Source organism: Streptomyces sp. NPDC055815 (assembly GCF_053616475.1).
The window spans coordinates 20675-37070 of record NZ_JBSHDU010000031.1; the positions used below are offsets into that span (position 1 = coordinate 20675).

At 74.3% G+C, this 16396-nt stretch carries 15 protein-coding genes; 7 read left to right on the forward strand and 8 right to left on the reverse strand.

The window, feature by feature from the left end; translation table 11 throughout:
- Positions 1-152: 152 nt before the first annotated feature.
- Complete coding sequence (leuA, locus tag ACWGN5_RS20675) at positions 153-1886, reverse strand: 2-isopropylmalate synthase (protein WP_453517143.1); 1734 nt, start codon at positions 1884-1886, stop codon at positions 153-155.
- A 174-nt stretch (positions 1887-2060) separates the two neighbouring features.
- On the opposite strand from leuA, the gene ACWGN5_RS20680 reads away from it, so the two are divergent.
- On the forward strand, positions 2061-2753 hold the full coding sequence (locus ACWGN5_RS20680; RefSeq protein ID WP_453517144.1) for a FadR/GntR family transcriptional regulator: 693 nt from the start codon (positions 2061-2063) through the stop codon (positions 2751-2753).
- Between the two features lie 23 nt (positions 2754-2776).
- On the opposite strand, the gene ACWGN5_RS20685 is transcribed toward ACWGN5_RS20680, so the two are convergent.
- The 3 genes from ACWGN5_RS20685 to ACWGN5_RS20695 all read right to left on the reverse strand — a co-directional run bounded on the left by ACWGN5_RS20685 (position 2777) and on the right by ACWGN5_RS20695 (position 6147).
- On the reverse strand, positions 2777-3208 hold the full coding sequence (locus ACWGN5_RS20685) for a MarR family winged helix-turn-helix transcriptional regulator (protein ID WP_453517267.1): 432 nt from the start codon (positions 3206-3208) through the stop codon (positions 2777-2779).
- Between the two features lie 72 nt (positions 3209-3280).
- A complete protein-coding gene (locus ACWGN5_RS20690) occupies positions 3281-3760 on the reverse strand; it encodes a (2Fe-2S)-binding protein (RefSeq protein WP_453517146.1) in 480 nt (159 codons plus the stop codon).
- Between the two features lie 14 nt (positions 3761-3774).
- Entirely contained in the window at positions 3775-6147 is a 2373-nt protein-coding gene (locus ACWGN5_RS20695) for a molybdopterin cofactor-binding domain-containing protein (protein WP_453517148.1), read from the reverse strand.
- 192 nt (positions 6148-6339) lie between these two features.
- Between ACWGN5_RS20695 and ACWGN5_RS20700 the strand changes: the two genes are divergently transcribed.
- The 3 genes from ACWGN5_RS20700 to ACWGN5_RS20710 all read left to right on the forward strand — a co-directional run bounded on the left by ACWGN5_RS20700 (position 6340) and on the right by ACWGN5_RS20710 (position 8747).
- Positions 6340-6993, forward strand: coding sequence for a class I SAM-dependent DNA methyltransferase (locus ACWGN5_RS20700; protein WP_453517150.1), 654 nt, complete (start codon positions 6340-6342; stop codon positions 6991-6993).
- A gap of 514 nt (positions 6994-7507) precedes the next feature.
- The gene (locus ACWGN5_RS20705; RefSeq protein WP_453517152.1) at positions 7508-8290 is read left to right on the forward strand and encodes a type 1 glutamine amidotransferase; all 783 of its coding nucleotides are present in this window, start codon (positions 7508-7510) and stop codon (positions 8288-8290) included.
- A 19-nt stretch (positions 8291-8309) separates the two neighbouring features.
- Entirely contained in the window at positions 8310-8747 is a 438-nt protein-coding gene (locus ACWGN5_RS20710; RefSeq protein ID WP_369142413.1) for an OsmC family protein, read from the forward strand.
- A gap of 15 nt (positions 8748-8762) precedes the next feature.
- On the opposite strand, the gene ACWGN5_RS20715 is transcribed toward ACWGN5_RS20710, so the two are convergent.
- On the reverse strand, positions 8763-9455 hold the full coding sequence (locus ACWGN5_RS20715; RefSeq protein ID WP_453517155.1) for an RraA family protein: 693 nt from the start codon (positions 9453-9455) through the stop codon (positions 8763-8765).
- Positions 9449-10357 (reverse strand): AraC family transcriptional regulator, encoded by a 909-nt coding sequence (locus ACWGN5_RS20720; RefSeq protein ID WP_453517156.1) that lies wholly within the window; start codon positions 10355-10357, stop codon positions 9449-9451. Before ACWGN5_RS20720 ends, ACWGN5_RS20715 begins: the two co-directional genes overlap by 7 nt.
- A 107-nt stretch (positions 10358-10464) precedes the next feature.
- Between ACWGN5_RS20720 and ACWGN5_RS20725 the strand changes: the two genes are divergently transcribed.
- From ACWGN5_RS20725 to ACWGN5_RS20735, 3 genes are all read left to right on the forward strand, one after another.
- Complete coding sequence (locus ACWGN5_RS20725; RefSeq protein ID WP_453517159.1) at positions 10465-10836, forward strand: cupin domain-containing protein; 372 nt, start codon at positions 10465-10467, stop codon at positions 10834-10836.
- A 134-nt stretch (positions 10837-10970) separates the two neighbouring features.
- A complete protein-coding gene (gene ligD / locus ACWGN5_RS20730; RefSeq protein ID WP_453517161.1) occupies positions 10971-11876 on the forward strand; it encodes a non-homologous end-joining DNA ligase in 906 nt (301 codons plus the stop codon).
- 33 nt (positions 11877-11909) lie between these two features.
- Positions 11910-12527 carry a DNA polymerase ligase N-terminal domain-containing protein gene (locus ACWGN5_RS20735; RefSeq protein ID WP_453517164.1) on the forward strand — a complete coding sequence of 206 codons (618 nt, stop codon included), beginning with the start codon at positions 11910-11912 and terminating at the stop codon, positions 12525-12527.
- 12 nt (positions 12528-12539) lie between these two features.
- On the opposite strand, the gene ACWGN5_RS20740 is transcribed toward ACWGN5_RS20735, so the two are convergent.
- Positions 12540-14771: a sulfatase-like hydrolase/transferase gene (locus ACWGN5_RS20740; RefSeq protein ID WP_453517166.1), complete on the reverse strand. Its 2232-nt coding sequence runs from the start codon at positions 14769-14771 to the stop codon at positions 12540-12542.
- 164 nt (positions 14772-14935) lie between these two features.
- Positions 14936-16378, reverse strand: a complete 1443-nt coding sequence (locus tag ACWGN5_RS20745; protein WP_453517168.1) for a carboxylesterase/lipase family protein — start codon at positions 16376-16378, stop codon at positions 14936-14938.
- Between the last annotated feature and the right edge of the window lie 18 nt (positions 16379-16396).

Here is a 16396-nt window from a genome sequence, read left to right on the forward strand (position 1 = left end):
GCGCGCAGCCGGGCGCGGGGACGCGGCCCGATGCGCGGACGCAGCCCGGTGCGCGGGACCGCGGCCCGACGCGCGGACGCAGCCCGATGCGCGGGACCGCGGCCCGACGCGCGGGACCGCAGCCCGGTGCGCGGCCGCGTCCGCGGGCCGTCTCACGTCTCGTACGCCCGGTTCACCGCGGAGAGGACCGCCTGGACCGAGGCCGTGAGGACGGAGGTGTCCAGGCCCGCGCCCCAGGCCGTGCGCTCCCCCACCCGGCACTCGGCGTAGGCCGCGGCCTCGCCCGCGCTGCCGGTGGTGACGGCGTGCTCGGTGAAGTCGAGGACGTCGACGGGGACTTCGGCCCGGGTGAGGGCGTCGGCGAGGGCGGAGAGCGGTCCGTTGCCCGTGCCCTCGGCCGGTGCGGTGCGGTCGCCGACCCGCAGGACGCAGGTGAAGCGGTGCTCGCCCGCCGCGTCGCGCTCGGTGCTCCAGGACTCCAGGGCGACGGGGCCGGCGCCCCGGCCGGGCTCCAGGTAGTCCGCGCGGAAGATCGCGTGGAGGTCGTCGGGGGTGGCCTCGCGGCCGCTGTCGTCGGTCACGGCCTGGACGGCCCGGGAGACGTCAGGACGCATCCGCTCGGGCAGGTCGAGGCCGTGGTGGGTGCGGAGCAGATGGGCGACTCCGCCCTTGCCGGACTGGGAGTTGACGCGGATGACGGCCTCGTAGCCGCGGCCCAGGTCGGCGGGGTCGAGCGGCAGGTACGGCACGTTCCAGGGGGCGAGCTCCGGCGGGATCCCGGCCTCGGCGGCGTCCTTGGCGTGCCGGTCGAGGCCCTTGCTGATGGCGTCCTGGTGGGTGCCGGAGAAGGCGGTGTGGACGAGGTCGCCCGCGTAGGGGTGGCGGGGGTGGACGGGGATCCGGTTGCAGTGCTCGACGACGTCGCGGACGGCGTCGATGTCGGAGAGGTCGAGCATGGGGTCGACGCCCTGGGCGTAGAGGTTGAGGGCGAGGGTCACCAGATCGACGTTGCCCGTCCGTTCGCCGTTGCCGAAGAGGCATCCCTCGACGCGCTGGGCGCCGGCGAGGACGGCGAGTTCGGCGCAGGCCACACCGGTGCCGCGGTCGTTGTGCGGGTGGACGGAGAGGATCACGGAGTCGCGGCGGGCGAGGTGGCGGTGCACGTACTCGATCTGGTCGGCGTACACGTTGGGGGTGGAGATCTCGACGGTCGCGGGCAGGTTGTGCGTGACCGGCCGGTCGGGGCTGGCGTCCCACAGCTCGGTGAGGCCGTCGCAGAGCTCCAGGACGTAGTCGGGTTCGGTGAGGTTGAAGGTCTCCGGGGAGAACTGGAAGCGGATGTCGGCGCCGGGGCGGGCCGCGGCGAGCCGGGCCATCAGGGTGGCGGCCTCGTGGACGGTGCGGCGGACCTCGGCGCGGTCGCGGCCGAGGACGGTGTCGCGCCAGACCGGCGAGGTCGCGATGTAGAGGTGGACGACGGCCCGGGGCAGGCCGTCGAGGGACGCGAAGGTGCGCTCGATGAGTTCGGGGCGGGCCGGGGTGAAGACGACGGGGGTGACGTCCTCGGGTACGGCTCCGGAGGCGACGAGGCCGGCCAGGTGGCGGACGAAGTCGAAGTCGGCGCGGCTGGCCGAGGGGTAGCCGACCTCGATCTCCTTGAAGCCGGTGCGGACGAGCAGCTCGAAGAAGCGGTGCTTGCGCTCGGTGTCCATGGGCTCGGCGAGGGCCTGGTTGCCGTCGCGGAGGTCGACGGGGACCCAGAGCGGGGCCCGCTCCAGGCGGGCGGTGGGCCAGTGCCGGTCGAAGTCGGGGACGTGGACGCGGTCCTGGAAGGGGCGGTAGCGGTGGTACGGCATGGGGCTGGGGCGCTGGGGATTGCGGATCATGGCGGGTACCGTAACCACTCCTCAGCTCCTCAGACAAGTACTCCTCAGACAAGTTCGGGTAGATTCCTCGGCAGCGACCCCCGTGATCCGGGGGACGCGCCCGACGGTCCGGACCTCCGCAGCACCTCCGACCGCCGGAGCACCAACGGACCAGCAGAGAATCAGGTGACCCCTATGTCGCTCGGTGCCCTACGCCCCAGCCCCCTGGTCGAACAGGCCGCCGAGCGGCTCCGTGAACAGATCGTCCGCGGCCACTGGCCGGTCGGCACCAAGCTCCCCGGGGAGACGACGCTCGCCAAGGAGCTGGGCGTGGGGCGCTCCACGGTCCGCGAGGCGCTGCGGGCCCTGACGGGCGCGGGTCTCGTCCAGCCCCGGCAGGGCGCGGGCGTCTTCGTGATCGCGACCCGGCCGACGGAGGACTGGCCGGCCCGGCTGCGCCGGGCGGCGGTGACGGACGTGTACGAGGTCCGGATGCTGGTCGAGGTGGAGGCGGCGCGGCTCGCGGCGGCGCGGCGGACCCAGGAGGACGTGACGGCGATGCGGGAGGCGCTGGCGGGGCGGGTGGCGGCCGCCGAGGGCGACGACGCGGCCTTCGTCGACGCCGACATCGCGCTGCACGCGGCGATCGTGGCCGCGGCGCGCAACCCCGTCCTGACGGACCTGTTCGGGGAGTTCGCGCCGGTGCTCCGCGAGGGCCTGATCGAGCTGCTCGATCTGCTCGGGCTGCGGGGCACGGACCTCCGGCACGGCGAGGACGCCCATGCGGACGTGGTCCGGGCGGTGGAGGCGGGCGACCCGGAGGAGGCCGCCCGGCTGACCCGGCAGGAGCTGGAGTCCACCCTGGCCCTGCTCCAGTCGACGCCCTGACCCCGCGGGCCGGGACGTACGGCTCAGGCCGGGTCGACGAAGACCACCGGGACCTCGTTGTCCTGGACGACCCGGCCGAGCAGGCCCGCCAGCTGCGCGCGTTCGGGGGCGTCGAGCCCGGAGGGCAGTTCCTCGATGCGGCGGCAGGTCTCGGTGTAGAAGTCCTCGGCGACGCGCGCGCCGTCCTCGGTGAGCGCCACCCGCACGGCCCGCCCGTCCTCGGGGTCGGGTTCGCGGCGGACGAAGCCGAGGCGGGAGGTCCGGTCGACGAGCCCGGTCAGGCTGGACTTGGCGAGCCCCAGCTTGGTGCCGAGCTCGCCCATCCCGGACGGGCCCGGCATCAGGACGCAGAGCAGCTGGCCCTGCTGCGGCGTCAGCCCGTACTCCCTGCCCGACTCCGCGTAGACCGCGTTCACGAGGAACGCGCCGCGCACCAGCGCGGTGACCACGCTCATCTTCCCGCCGTCGTCTCTCGCCATGCGGCAAGAATACCTTCGTGGTGCGAACCAATCTCAGGCAGTCCGATGTCACGTCATCCGGCGGGCGCCCTCCAGGACGGCCTGCCGGATGCGGTGGTAGGTGCCGCAGCGGCAGATGTTGCGGATGGTGTCGAGGTCGGCCTCGGTGACCTCGCGCCCGGCCTCGCGCGCCCGGCGGACGGTGGCGACCGCGGCCATGATCTGGCCCGGCTGGCAGAAGCCGCACTGGGCGACGTCGAGGTCGAGCCAGGCCTCCTGCATCGGGTGCAGGTCCGCGCCGACGGTGTCGGGGAGGCCCTCGATGGTGGTGATCTCGTCGGTCGGGGCCACGTCGTCGACGCGGACGGCGCAGGGCGTGAACGCCTTGCCGTTGAGGTGGCTCGTACAGGCCCGGCAGACGCCGACCCCACAGCCGTACTTGGGTCCGGTGACGCCCAGGACGTCCCGGAGTACCCAGAGGAGCCGGACGTCGCCCTCGACGTCGGCGGTGACGGCCTTGCCGTTCAGGATGAAGGTGTGCTGCGGCACGGGGACTCCAGGTCTCAGATGGTGCGGTCGCGGCCGTCGGTGGGCGAGGCCGGGACGGGCGGGACGGTCGGCAGGGGCGTGAAGGCGAGCGGCTCGGCGTGGTTGACGGGGAAGACCGTCGGCATCGTGCCGGTGGCCCGCCCGTAGGCGCAGGCCACCGCGGCCATCGCGCCGGCGACCGCCAGCTCGCCGGCGCCGCCCGGCTTGTCGCCGCTCGGGGGCATCACGATGATCTCCAGCTCGGGCGGGGTGTTCCACTGCCGGGTGTAGAAGTACTGGTCCCAGCTGCCTTCGAGGAAGTGCCCGTCGCTCAGGTGCAGTCCGGAGGTCAGGGTGATGGCGATGCCGTCGGCGATGCCGCCCATCATCTGGGCCTCAAGACCGCGCGGGTTGACCGCGAGGCCGACGTCGACGGCGCAGACGATCTTCGTGACGCGCGGTCCGGTGTACGCGCCCGGGATCTTCCGTCCGGTGGTCTCGGGACGGCAGTCGATCTCGGCGAGGATCGCGACGGCCGAGTGGTACTCGGTGTGCACGGCGATGCCCTGGCCCGTGCCGGCCGGCATGCTCCGGCCCCACTCCCCCACCTCGGCGACCTTGTCGAGGACGGCGCGGGCCCGGGCGTCCTTGACGAGGCGGCGCCGCATCGCGTAGCCGTCCTGGCCCATCCGCCTGGCCAGTTCGTCCATGACGAGTTCCTGGGCGCAGCGGACGTTGGGCGAGTAGATGTTCCGCATGGAACCGGTGTTGAAGCCCTTGTCGGTCTCGGCGAGGAGCTGGGTGGTGACGCCGAGGTGGTACGGGCTGATCTGGGTCAGCTGGAACATCGTCTCGGAGAAGGTGGCGTCGGCGACGGGCAGCCGGGCCGCCTCCGCCGTCAGGACCTCGCCGACGCCGTGCCCGAAGTCGGTGGCCACGGAGGTGTGGCGCTGCTCGTACGTGAGGACCTCGCCGAGCGAGTAGGTGGCCCGGACCCGGGAGGTGGACATCGGGTGCGTACGGCCCTGCCGGAAGTCGTCGGTACGGTGCCACATGAGCTTCACCGGCTTGCCGAGGGCCTTCGAGATCTCGGCGGCCTCGTGGGCGGCGTCGGAGAACAGCTTGCGGCCGAAGGAGCCGCCGCCCTCCGTGACGTGGACGCGGACGGCGGTGGGCGGCAGGCCGAGCTTGAGGGCGATCTGCTCCTGGGCGACGATCGGCGCCTTGAGCGAGGCCCAGATCTCGGCGGAGTCCTTCCGCACGTCGGCGATCGCGCAGTTGGTCTCCAGGGCGGCGTTGCTGGCGAAGTGGAAGGTGAAGCGGGCGTCGACGGCCTTGGTGAGGAGCGGCAGCGCCGGGACGACGAGCGGGAGTTCGGCCCGGCGGAGCTTCTCCAGGACCGTGGCGTCGGAGGCGCCCTCGGCGGTGCCGGGTCCCCAGTCGACGCGCAGGGCGCGGACGGCGTCGACGCACTGGCCGAAGGTGCGGCCGCGGACGGCGACGCCGGTGGAGACGGTGACGACGTCGGTGATGCCGGGCATGGCCCGGACCTCGGCGAGGTTGGCGACGGAGCGCACCGTGCCGTTGATGGTGGGCGGACGGCAGACCATGGTGGGCAGGGCGTCCGGGGCCTGGAGGTCCATGGCGAACTTCTTGCGTCCGGTGACCGCTTCGAGGGCGTCCACGCGGCGCTGGGCGGTGCCGATGACGCGGAAGCGGTCCGGGTCCTTGAGCGTGACCTCGACGGCCGCGTCGGTGACGGCGGCGGCCTTCACGGCCAGTTCGCCGTAGCCGAGGAGCGCGCCGGCCGGGGAGAGGACGGTGCCGGCCTTCGTCGTGAGGGTCTCGACGGCGTCGCCGAGGACGAGGGAGGCGGCGTGCAGCAGCCGGGCCCGGGCGAGGGCGGCGGCGACCCGGATCGGGGTGTAGGTGGAGTAGGTGGTGTTGGAGCCGCCGGTGAGCTGGTTGAAGAGCAGCTCGGGGCGGGCGTCGGCGAGGGTGACCTTCACCTTGTCCAGGGGGAGGTCGAGCTCCTCCGCGACGATCATGGCGCTGGAGGTGGTGACGCCCTGGCCGACCTCGGCGCGGGGCAGGGCGAAGTGGGCCGTGCCGTCGGTGTCGATCCGGATGGTGATGAGGTTGCTGGTGGGCAGGGCGGCGAGGGTGAGCAGCTCGTTGAGGTCGAGGAGTTCGGCCGGTCCCGGCAGCGAGGGGATGAGCGCCGGCGCCGCGGCGGCGGCCTGCCGCGGGGCGAGGGCCTCGGCGCCGAGCTGGGCGGCGACGGTGAGGGTGGGGGCGGCCAGGACGTACCCGAGGAACCGCCGCCGTCCGATGCCGCGTTCGCCGGGGCTCCCGTCCCCGGTGCCGCTCGTGTGGTGCTCGTCCCGCGCGGGGTGCCGCCTCGCCATTCGGTGTGCCTTTCGCCAGGAACCCGGCCTGCTACTGCCGAGTATTCTCAGTGGCGACGATCATCGCTCATGTGCGCGACCTACGGGAGCCGTTCGGACGTGGACGTCTCGCGAAGACGTCGCGCGAGGGGGTCGTGCGGGGCCCCTGGGGCCGCGCACGTGGCGTCATGGCGCCGTCGTAGGGTCCCGTCCATGACCGAAGCCGCGCACGTCACCGCCACCCGCCGCTCCTACGACACCGTCGCCGCCGACTACGAGCGGCTGCTCGCCGGACAGTTGGCGACGACGCCACTGGACCGGGCGATGCTCGCCGCCTTCGTGGAGAAGGTGGGGGCGGCGGACGGGCCGCGCACGATCGGCGACCTGGGGTGCGGGACGGGACGGGTGACCTCCCACCTGCGGGACGCCGGCGCAGACGTCTTCGGCGTGGACCTGTCGCCCGGAATGATCGCGGTCGCCCGGGACGCCCACCCGGGGCTGCGCTTCGAGGTGGGGTCCATGACCGGACTCGACCTGCCCGACGCGTCGCTCGGCGGGGTCCTCTCCTGGTACTCGACGGTGCACATGCCCGCGGACGAACTCGCCGCCTCCTTCGCCGAGTTCCACCGGGTCCTCGCGCCCGGCGGGTACGCGCTGGTCGCCTTCAAGGTGGGCGACGAGCGGGTGCGGCTGGAGCGGGCGTACGGGCACGAGGTCGCCCTCGACGTGTACCGCTGGTCACCCGACCGAATCGCGGGCCTGCTGGGCGCGGCGGGCCTGGTCGAGTCGGCCCGTCTTGTGCGGGAGCCGGACGCCGGGGAGAAGACGCCGCAGGCCTTCCTGCTTGCGCGCAGGCCGCACGCCTGAGCCGGAACTGGCGACGGAGCGCGACCGCGGGCCCGAGCCGAGGCGCACGCCCCGCTCCCGCCGCGCGGCCGAGCCGGATCGAGGCAGGGCCCCCCGGCTCCGCAGGCGGGCCCTGGGCCGCAGGCGGGCGCCCGAGCGGAGCTGGGCGTGGGAGACGCGGGCGCGCTGGCCGCCGCCCGCGATCAGGGCGTTGACCGAGGCCATCGGGTCCCCACCGACCGACTTGGCGAGGAGCGCGCCGAGCAGCAGCGGGCCGAGGGCCACCGCGAGGGCCGTGCCGGTGGCGGTGACGTGCTGGAGGCGGCGGGTGCGCCGGGCGTCGAAGGTCATGGCCCCAGTCCATCAGCGGGCGGCGGTCGCCGGATCGGTCGCCGTACTCAGCTGCCCGTACCGCGCTACTCAGATGTGACCGGGCACGGGTCCCCCGGGGCTCCCGTACCGGCTCCGCTTCGGCGATCCTCGGGAGGGCGAACGCGCTGGGGCGTTCCCGGGGACGCAGGGAGGCGGGGCGACCGTGACGACGGAGACGCAGGAGACGGGGCCGGCCGTGCTGGTCGTGCAGCACGAGGCGGACGCCGGTCCCGGCCTGGTCGGCGAGCACCTCGTACGGACCGGGCTCCGGCTCGACGTGGTCCGCGCCTGGAAGGGCGAGCCGCTCCCGGAGACCCTCGACGGCCACGCGGGGCTCCTCGTCCTCGGCGGGTCCGTCAACTGCGAGGAGGACGAGGCCGCGCCGTGGCTCCCCCGGGTCCGTACGCTCGTCCGCGAGGCCGTGGCCGGGGAGGTCCCGCTGCTCGGGATATGCCTGGGCGGCCAGATCGTCGCCCACGCCCTGGGCGGTTCGGTGGCCCGGCGGGCCCAGGGCCCCGAGGTGGGGGCCGTCCCCCTGCGGAGGCTGCCGCGCGCCGAGGGCGATCCGGTGCTCGGCGGAGTGCCGGAGGGCGCCCCGGCGGCGCAGTGGCACTGGGACGAGGTGGACCGCCTCCCGGCCGGGGCCGTACCGCTGCTGACCGGGGACGACTGCCCGTACCAGGCGTTCCGTGCGGGGAGCGTGGGCTGGGCCCTGCAGTTCCATCCCGAGGCGGGCGCGGACACGCTCACGGCCTGGGCGGCCGCCGACGACGAGCACCTCCGCTCGGCGGGCATCGACCCGGCGGCCACGGTCGCGTCGGTACGGGAGGCGGAGGCGGAGCTCCGTACGGTCTGGGGCGCGGTGTCCGAGGCCTGGGGCGCCGTCGTCCGCGCCCGCACCCACGCGCGCGTACCCGGCGCGTACGGTACGAGGACACGCACGTGAACGAAGGAGCTTCGCCGCCATGGCCGACTACCGGATCGAGACCGTCCGCACCGGGTACCGGAACTGGACCGCCCGCAACGACCGGGGCGCGGAGGTCCGGATGGCCGCCGCCGACGACGCGGACGCCCAGCCGTCGTTCACCCCGGTCGAGTTGCTGCTCGCGGCGATGGGCGGCTGCGGCGGCCTCGTCATCGACCGGACGGCCCGGGCCGTGGACCACGACGACCTGAGGATCGTGGTGGAGTCGGTGTCGGGGCCGGAGGACGACGGCCGCCTGGGCCGGATCCGGGTGAGCTACGAGTTCGACCTGCCGGACAACAACCCGAAGGCGGCCGAGGTGTTCGCCCGCGGGGTGCGTCTGACGCACGAGAAGTTCTGCACGGTCAGCCGGACCGTGGAGCACGGCGCGCGCGTGGAGGCGATCCTGCCGGACGGCACGGTCGGCTTCGAGGGCTGACGGGCAGCGGGGGCCTCACTCCTCGATCGCGCCGCCGATCCGGCGCAGATGGCGGCGGAAGGTGTACGAGGGGTCCTCGGCGCGGCCCGCGAGGTACGCGTCGAACCGGGTCTGGGTGCGCAGGGTCTCCCCCGCCCTGATCCGGCGGGCCTGCTCCCGCTCGGTACGGAAGAGGGCCCGGGCGGCCTCCAGGACCGCGTCGGCGCGGTCGGCCGCCACGAAGACCACGCCGTCGTCGTCGCCGAACACCACGTCGGCGGCGGTCACCTCGTGGTCGCCGAACCGCGCGGTGGTCAGCGCGTCCGGGTCCCGGTCGTCGAGGCGCACGGGGCCGGGCGCGTGGCGTCCGTACGAGAAGACGGGCAGTCCGATCTCCACCAGGTCCGGGGTGTCCCGGTGCAGCCCCCAGACGACGACTCCGGCGACGCCCTCCGCCTCGGCCTCCAGGACGGCGAGGTCGCCGATGCAGGCCTCGTCGCGTCGGCCGGCGTTGTCGATGACCAGGACGTCGCCGGACGCGGCCCGCGCGAAGGCCTCAAGGAAGACGTCGACGCTTCCGTAGTGGCGGGCGGGCAGCACCCGCCCGGCGACGCGCTGTCCGGGGACGACGGGCAGGATCCCGGCGGGCGCGGCCCGCAGCGGTTCCCCGAGCCGTACACAGGCGTCGGCGATCAACGGCGTGGAGAGCTCGGCGAATTCCTTCAGCATGGGCGTTCCGATCCGTCCGTGGCGGGTGCGGTGGTGCGGTGTGCTGAGCGCGATGCTAGTGCTCCGGCGGCAGGGGGAGTGGTCGCGTGCGCAGCGGTGCGCGTGCCCTGGTAACGCGCGGGTGTGGTGCCGACATGGCGGGTGAAGTGCCGGTTCAGGTGGGCCTGGTCGTGCAGTCCGACGGCCGTGGCGACCTCGGCGGGTCGGTGGCCTTCGAGGAGGAGGCGGCGCGCGCGTTCGATGCGCCTGCCGGTGAGGTAGGCGTGTGGCGGAAGACCGTAGGTCTGTTTGAAGCAGCGGATCAGGTGGGTGGGGTGGGCATGGAGGGTGGCCGCGGCTTCGTGCAGGGAGAGGCCGGCGCGGATCCGTGCATCCAGTAGTTCTCGCAGCTGGGCGGCGAGCCGGTTCGCCTCACGTCCTGGTGCGCGGGGCTGGAGCGCCGCGAGGTGGAAGGTGAGCCGCTCTCGGATGAACGCGAGGCGGGACTCGGCTTCGAACGCGTCTCCGGCATGAACGAGCGCGGTGTGCAGTCGGTCGATCCGGCGGCGCAACAGCCCATCGCTGAGGACCGGGGTGTCCGCCGCGCGGCCGGCCAGACGCTGCGGGAGTACGGAGTCGTCGAGGTAGAGGTTGCGCTTGCGGAACCCGGACTCGGTGACGGTCCGGCCGTCATGGGGAACGCCGGGCGGCAGCAGCAGGACGCCGGAGCTACCGGTCGCCCCATGGCGGCGACGGTCGAGCGCGAAGTCCACCGCGCCGTCGTCGAGGATCATCAGGTCCCACGTGTCGTGGGTGTGGGCCGGGTAGGCGTGGTCGGTGAAGTGGGCGTGGAAGACCTCGGTGATCCCGGGAACCGGCGGCCTCCAGGCGCTGATGGACGTGCGGGGGCGGTCAGAGGCCATGCCAGGAACGTACAAGACCGGCGGAGCGGGGGCGCGGCAGGCTCGTCACACCGGCGGGAGGGCCTCGGAGGGCCCTTCCGGTAGCCGGCCTTGAGGAGGGATGCCGTATGTCCACGTCAGCTGTTGCCGTCAACCTCGCCGACAAGCTCTCGCAGTTCAGCGAACTGTGGTCGCAGAAGAAGGTGGCGGTGCTCAACGACTACGAGGTCAAGCTGGCCAAGCTGGAGGGGGAGTTCGTCTGGCACACCCACGAGGACACCGACGAACTGATCCTGGTCATCGGCGGACGGCTCACGATCCAGTTCAGGGACGGCGACGTGGTGGTGGACCCCGGTGAGCTGTTCGTGGTTCCCCGCGGGGTCGAGCACCGCACCGTGGCGGACGAGGAGACCGCGATCCTGCTGCTGGAACCGGCGGGAACGATGAACACCGGTGACGCGGGCGGCCCGATGACCAGGGCGGCCGAGACCCTCGACTGAGGGTGCGGCGCCGGGGCCGCGGCCGGCAGGGTGGTGGACGTCTGGATGGCGGGCTCCTGGACGTCCCCGCCCGGCTCGCCGTACACGGGATGCACGGGATGCATGGGGAGCCCGGAAGCGGGCAGCCGCCCGGTGTGACCCCACGAGGCGAGCGCGGGACGGGACGGCACTCCGTCACCGTCGGCAGGCCGGAGAAGGTGCTCTTCGCGGAGGACGGCATCACCAAGGCCGACCTGGCCGCGTACTACCGCACGGTGGCCCCGCGGATGCTGCCGCAGCTGCGCGGCCGGCCCCTGATGCTGGAGCGGCACCCGGACGGCACCGGCGGCCAGGGTTTCCTCCAGAAGGAGATCCCCGCGCACTTCCCGGACTGGGTCCACCGCGCCGAACTGCCGAAGGAGGGCGGCACCGTCACGTACGTCCTGTGCCAGGACACGGCCACCCTGGTCCTCCTCGCCGACCAGGCCTGCGTCACCCTCCACCGGTGGCTCTCCCGGGCCGACCGGCCCGACCACCCCGACCGGCTGGTCTTCGACCTCGACCCGCCCGACGACGACTTCTCCCGGGTGCGGGAGGCCGCGCGGTGGCTCCACGGGCTGCTCGACGAGCTGGAACTGCCCTCCCTGGCGATGACCACCGGCTCGCGCGGCCTGCACGTCCTCGTCCCGCTCGACCGGCGCGCGCCCTTCGACGACGTACGGGCCTTCGCCTCCGACGTCGCCGCCGTCCTCGCCGGCCGTCACCCCGACCGGCTCACCACCGAGGCGCGGAAGAAGGCCAGGGCGGGGCGGCTGTATCTGGACGTCCAGCGCAACGGCTACGGGCAGACCGCCGTCGCGCCCTACGCGGTACGGGCCCGCCCCGGTGCGCCCGTCGCGGCCCCGCTCACCTGGGACGACGTGGAGGATCCGGACCTCGGCGCCCGCCGGTGGAGCCTCGCCGACGCGGACCTGCTCCGCAAGGAGAACCCCTGGAGCCCGGCCCCGCGGCCCCGCTCGCTCAAGGCGGCCGCGGACCGCCTCCGCCGGCTCGGCCCCTGAGCGGCACGGGCCCCGACACCCGAGGAGGTGGCCATGACCGCCCGGCAGACGCTGGCGACGTACCGTCGCAGGCGCGACTTCTCCAGGACGACCGAGCCGAAGGGCGGCGGCCGCGGCAGGACGGGCGACCGGCCCTGCTTCGTCGTGCAGATCCACGACGCGACCGCCATGCACTTCGACTTCCGGCTCGAAGTGGACGGTGTGCTGAAGTCCTGGGCGGTCCCGAAGGGCCCGTCCACCGACCCGCACGACCGGCGGCTCGCGATGCCGACCGAGGACCATCCGCTGGAGTACCGGGATTTCGAAGGGGTGATCGCGGCCGGGGAGTACGGAGCGGGAACCGTGATCGTCTGGGACGAGGGCACGTACCGCGACCTGTCCACCGACCGCCACGGCGACGCCCTGCCGCTGGGCGAGGCCCTGGAGCGGGGCCACGCCTCGTTCTGGCTCGACGGCCGGAAGCTGCACGGCGGGTACTCCCTCACCCGCATCCGCACGGGCGACGACGGGGACCGGGAGGCGTGGCTGCTCGTCAAGCACGACGACGAGCGGGCCGCCCCCGACGGCACCCCGGACCCGAGGCGGGCCCGCTCGGCCCGCAGCGGCCACACGCTCGGCCAGACCGCCGCGACCGGGGACGAGGCCTCCTGAGCGATCCCCGGTCTACCCGACCGTGACGCGGGCCAGGGCCCAGGAGGTGTGGTCGAAGGAGGTCTTGTTGTTGGCGTCGGTGACCTCCAGGCGCAGGACGCGGACGCCCCGGACGTCGACGTCCACCGGCACGGGGCCGGTGGCGGCCGTCAGGGTGGGGGTGGTGAGGAGGATCCGGTCGTCCCCGTAGACGGTGGCGCGGGTGGCTCCGGCCGAGCTCTGGCGGGCCGAGAAGTCGTCGATGCCGACGAGGGCGGTGAACCGGTTGCCGACGCCGCCGAGGTGGAAGGCGATGTCGCTGTACGCGTGGACGCCGAGGCCCTTGGCGTAGGTGGTGCCGCCGAAGGCGATGGGGGTGCCGTCCCCGGCGGCGTTCTTCCCGTTGGAGGTGTCGCGTTCGACGGGCCCCCAGCCGTTGACGGCGCGGATCCAGGGCAGGTCGGAGAGGTAGCTGTCCCGGACGGGCGGCGGGGGCGGGGTGGTGACGGTGCCGTCCGCGGTGTACCGCACGGGGCCGCCGGGGGCGAGGCCGGTGCCCTCGGCGGTCAGCGTCCACGGGGTGGCCGTCGGGGCGTCGGCGGGCGGGGTGACCTGCCAGGTGGCGGCGAGCCGCGCGCCGGGGGCGAGCTGGGCGGCGGCGGTGGCCGTGGTGGCGCGTACGGTCCAGCCGGCGGGGGCGCGCAGGGTGAGGGCGGCGGAACTCCAGGCCCTGGAGGAGCCGTTGGCGAGCGTGGTGGTCGCGGTGAACGGCTGCCCCGGCACCGCGAGCGACGGCACCGCCAGCGTGGCGCCGAAGGCGGCCCGCGGGTACGGGTCCTGCCAGGAGGAGCGCATCAGGGCGACGAGCTCGGCGGCCCGGGCGGGGTGGCGGGCGGCGAGGTCGGAGGTCTCGCCGAGGTCGGTGGCGAGGTCGTACAGCTCGACCTGCCACTGGTCGTCGGGCAGGGCGTGGTCGCGTACGGGGGCGAACCTGACCGCCTTCCACTGATCCTTGCGGAGCGCCTCGGCGAGCCAGGTGGAGCGCTGCTTGTCCTGGGCGTCGGCGCGGGAGGTGACGCCCCGCTCGTCGCGGAACCAGTACAGGTGGTCGTGGCGGGCGACGGCCGCTCCCCCGCCGGTCAGGAGGGGCGCGGCGGACAGTCCGTCGACGTCCGACGGGGCGGGCGCGCCGCCGAGTTCGGCGAGGGTGGGGAGGAGGTCGGTGAGCGGGGTGGGGCGGTCGCTGGTGCCGGGCGTGACGCGGCCCGGGCCCCAGGCGACGAGGGGAACGCGAACGCCGCCCTCGTAGAGGTTCCGCTTGTACCCGCGCAGCGGCCCGTTGGCGTCGAACAGGTCGGGGTTGACCCCGCCCTCCTCGTGGGGGCCGTTGTCGCTGGTGACGAGGAGGACGGTGTCGTCCTCCAGGCCGAGGGCGCGGAGCCGGTCGACGACGTCGCCGACGAGGGAGTCGAAGAGGCTCACCTGTGCGGCGTGCCCCTTGTTGGCCGCGGTCCAGCTGCGTGAGGCGTAGGCGCCGGTGTCGGGTATGTCGCTGGGGGCGTGCGGGACGGTCGGGGTGAGCAGGAGGAGGAACGGTTCGGCGGCGTGCCGGTCGAGGAAGTCGAGCGCCCGCTGCCGCAGCAGGTCCGGTGCGTACACGCCCCGGGCGCCGTTCTCGTTCGCGGGGATCGGTTCCTTGACGCCGTTGTGCCACAGGTACGTCGGGTAGTACTGGTGGGCGTGGGTGTGGTCGATGTAGCCGTGGAACTCCTCGAAGCCGCGGGCGTTGGGGTGGCTGTCCTGGCCGGCGCTCTCCGGCCCGAAGCCCCACTTCCCGATGACGCCGGTGCGATAGCCGCGGGCCCTGAGCACCTCGGCGAAGGTGGTGTCGGAGGCGGTGAGGGAGCCCTGCGCCCCGGACGGGTTGGCGCGCACGGTCGCGTGACCGGTGTGCAGGCCGGTGAGGAGCGAGCAGCGGGAGGGGGCGCAGACGGCCGCCGCCGCGTACGCGTCCGTGAACCGCAGTCCCTCGGCGGCGAGTCCGTCGAGGCGCGGGGTGGCGATGAGCTTCTGGCCGTACGCGCCGAGCTCCCCGTACCCGAGGTCGTCGGCGAGGACGACGACCAGGTTCGGCGGGCGGGTGGTGTCCTCCGGCACCGCCGCCGCTGCCTGTGCCACCGCGGTCCCGGCGGCGCCGGTCGCGGGCAGGGCCCCGAGGCCGAGCGTGGCGGCGGACCCGGCGAGGAAGCGGCGGCGGCTGGACATGTCGGGGCTCCTTGGGGAGGCTGCGGGGGCGAGGAACGACGTCGTCCGAACAGCGGGCCCCGGTACGGGCCTTGGACGTCAGTCGATCATCGGCGCAGCCGCCCCGCGGGACCATGCACGGCGCGTGAAGAACGTGTGACACGGTCCCGGGGCAGCCGCCCCGCTCAGTCGAGCCAGAGCTCGCGGACCCGCCGCACGGGGTCCGCGACGACCCGGGGCTCCGCGTCCCAGATCTTCGTGGCGCGCTCCGTGGAGGTGTAGCGCGGCCAGTCGGCGCCGGGGTCCTGGTCGGTGACGAAGGCGACCCAGGCCCGGTGCATGCCGTCGGCGAGCGCGCGCGGCGGCGCGTCCCCGGCGACGGCCGCGACGCCCTCGGCGTCGAGGAGGTCGAAGGCGAAGGGCAGGTCAAGGCAGTGGAAGGCGAGGCCGAGGGCGGGCGACCGCCAGCGGAACTCGTAGAACCAGGTGGGCCGTTCCCGCGCGGCGCGGGCGTCGGCGACGGCGAGGTTCGGGGCGCGGAAGACGGTGTCCGTCAGGGCCTGGCCGAAGTACCGCTCCTCGCCGCCCGCCGCGTACGCCTCGGCGAAGGCCCCGGCCCTGGCCGGGTCGAGGCCGAGCCCGCCGAGGAGGACGGGCAGCGGCGGGCCGTCCGGGCCGGGCGCGGGGAACATCGAGAACTCGTCCTCGGTGAAGCCGAGCATCAGCGGCACGTCGGCGCCCGCCTCGCCGGTCGTCAGGGCGTCGAGCACGGGTACGGGGATCAGCTCGCCGTCGGCGAAGGGGGCGAGGGCCAGCATCGGCGCCAGGCCCTCGCGGTCGGGTCCGGGCTCGCCCAGGCGGTCCTGGAGGTCGAGGAGCTCGTCGTCGGTCAGGTCGCGCAGGGCGGCGACGGTCGCCGGGACGCCGGTGCGGGAGGTGAACAGCCGGGCCGCGGCACGGGCGACCTCGGGCCCGTCGGGCCGCATGACGGCACCGGAGACGGAGAGCGCACCCCGGAAGAGCCCCCGCGCCGAGGGGACGGCGAGCAGGGTCTGCACGGCGCCGCCGCCCGCCGACTGGCCGGCGATGGTGACCTTGGCGGGGTCGCCGCCGAAGGCGGCGATGTTGTCCCGCACCCACTCCAGGGCCGCGATCCAGTCCCGTACGCCCCGGTTGTCGGGCGCGCCCTCCAGGTGCAGGAAGCCCTCGATGCCGAGGCGGTAGCCGACCGAGACGAGCACGATCCCGTCCCGGTTGAACGCGGCCCCGTCGTACCAGGGGCTGGCGGCCGACCCCGCCACGTAACCCCCGCCGTGGATCCAGACCAGGACCGGCAGCCCGGCCTCCGGGTCCGCATCCGGCGTGAACACGTTCAGGTTCAGCACCCCGGCACCCGGGACCGACGGCTCGGGAATCGTCGTGACCTCGGCGAACGGACGCCGCTGCGCCGTCGGCCCGTACGCCGTCGCGTCCAGCGGCTCCGACCACGCCTCCGGCGGCACCGGAGCGGCGAACCGGAGCTCGCCCACCGGCGGCTGCGCGTACGGGATGCCGAGGAAGCGCAGACTGCCGTCCGCACGGCGCTCGCCGCGCACGGGTCCTCGGGCGGTGGTGACGACGGTGCTCATGGGTGCTGCTCCTTCTGC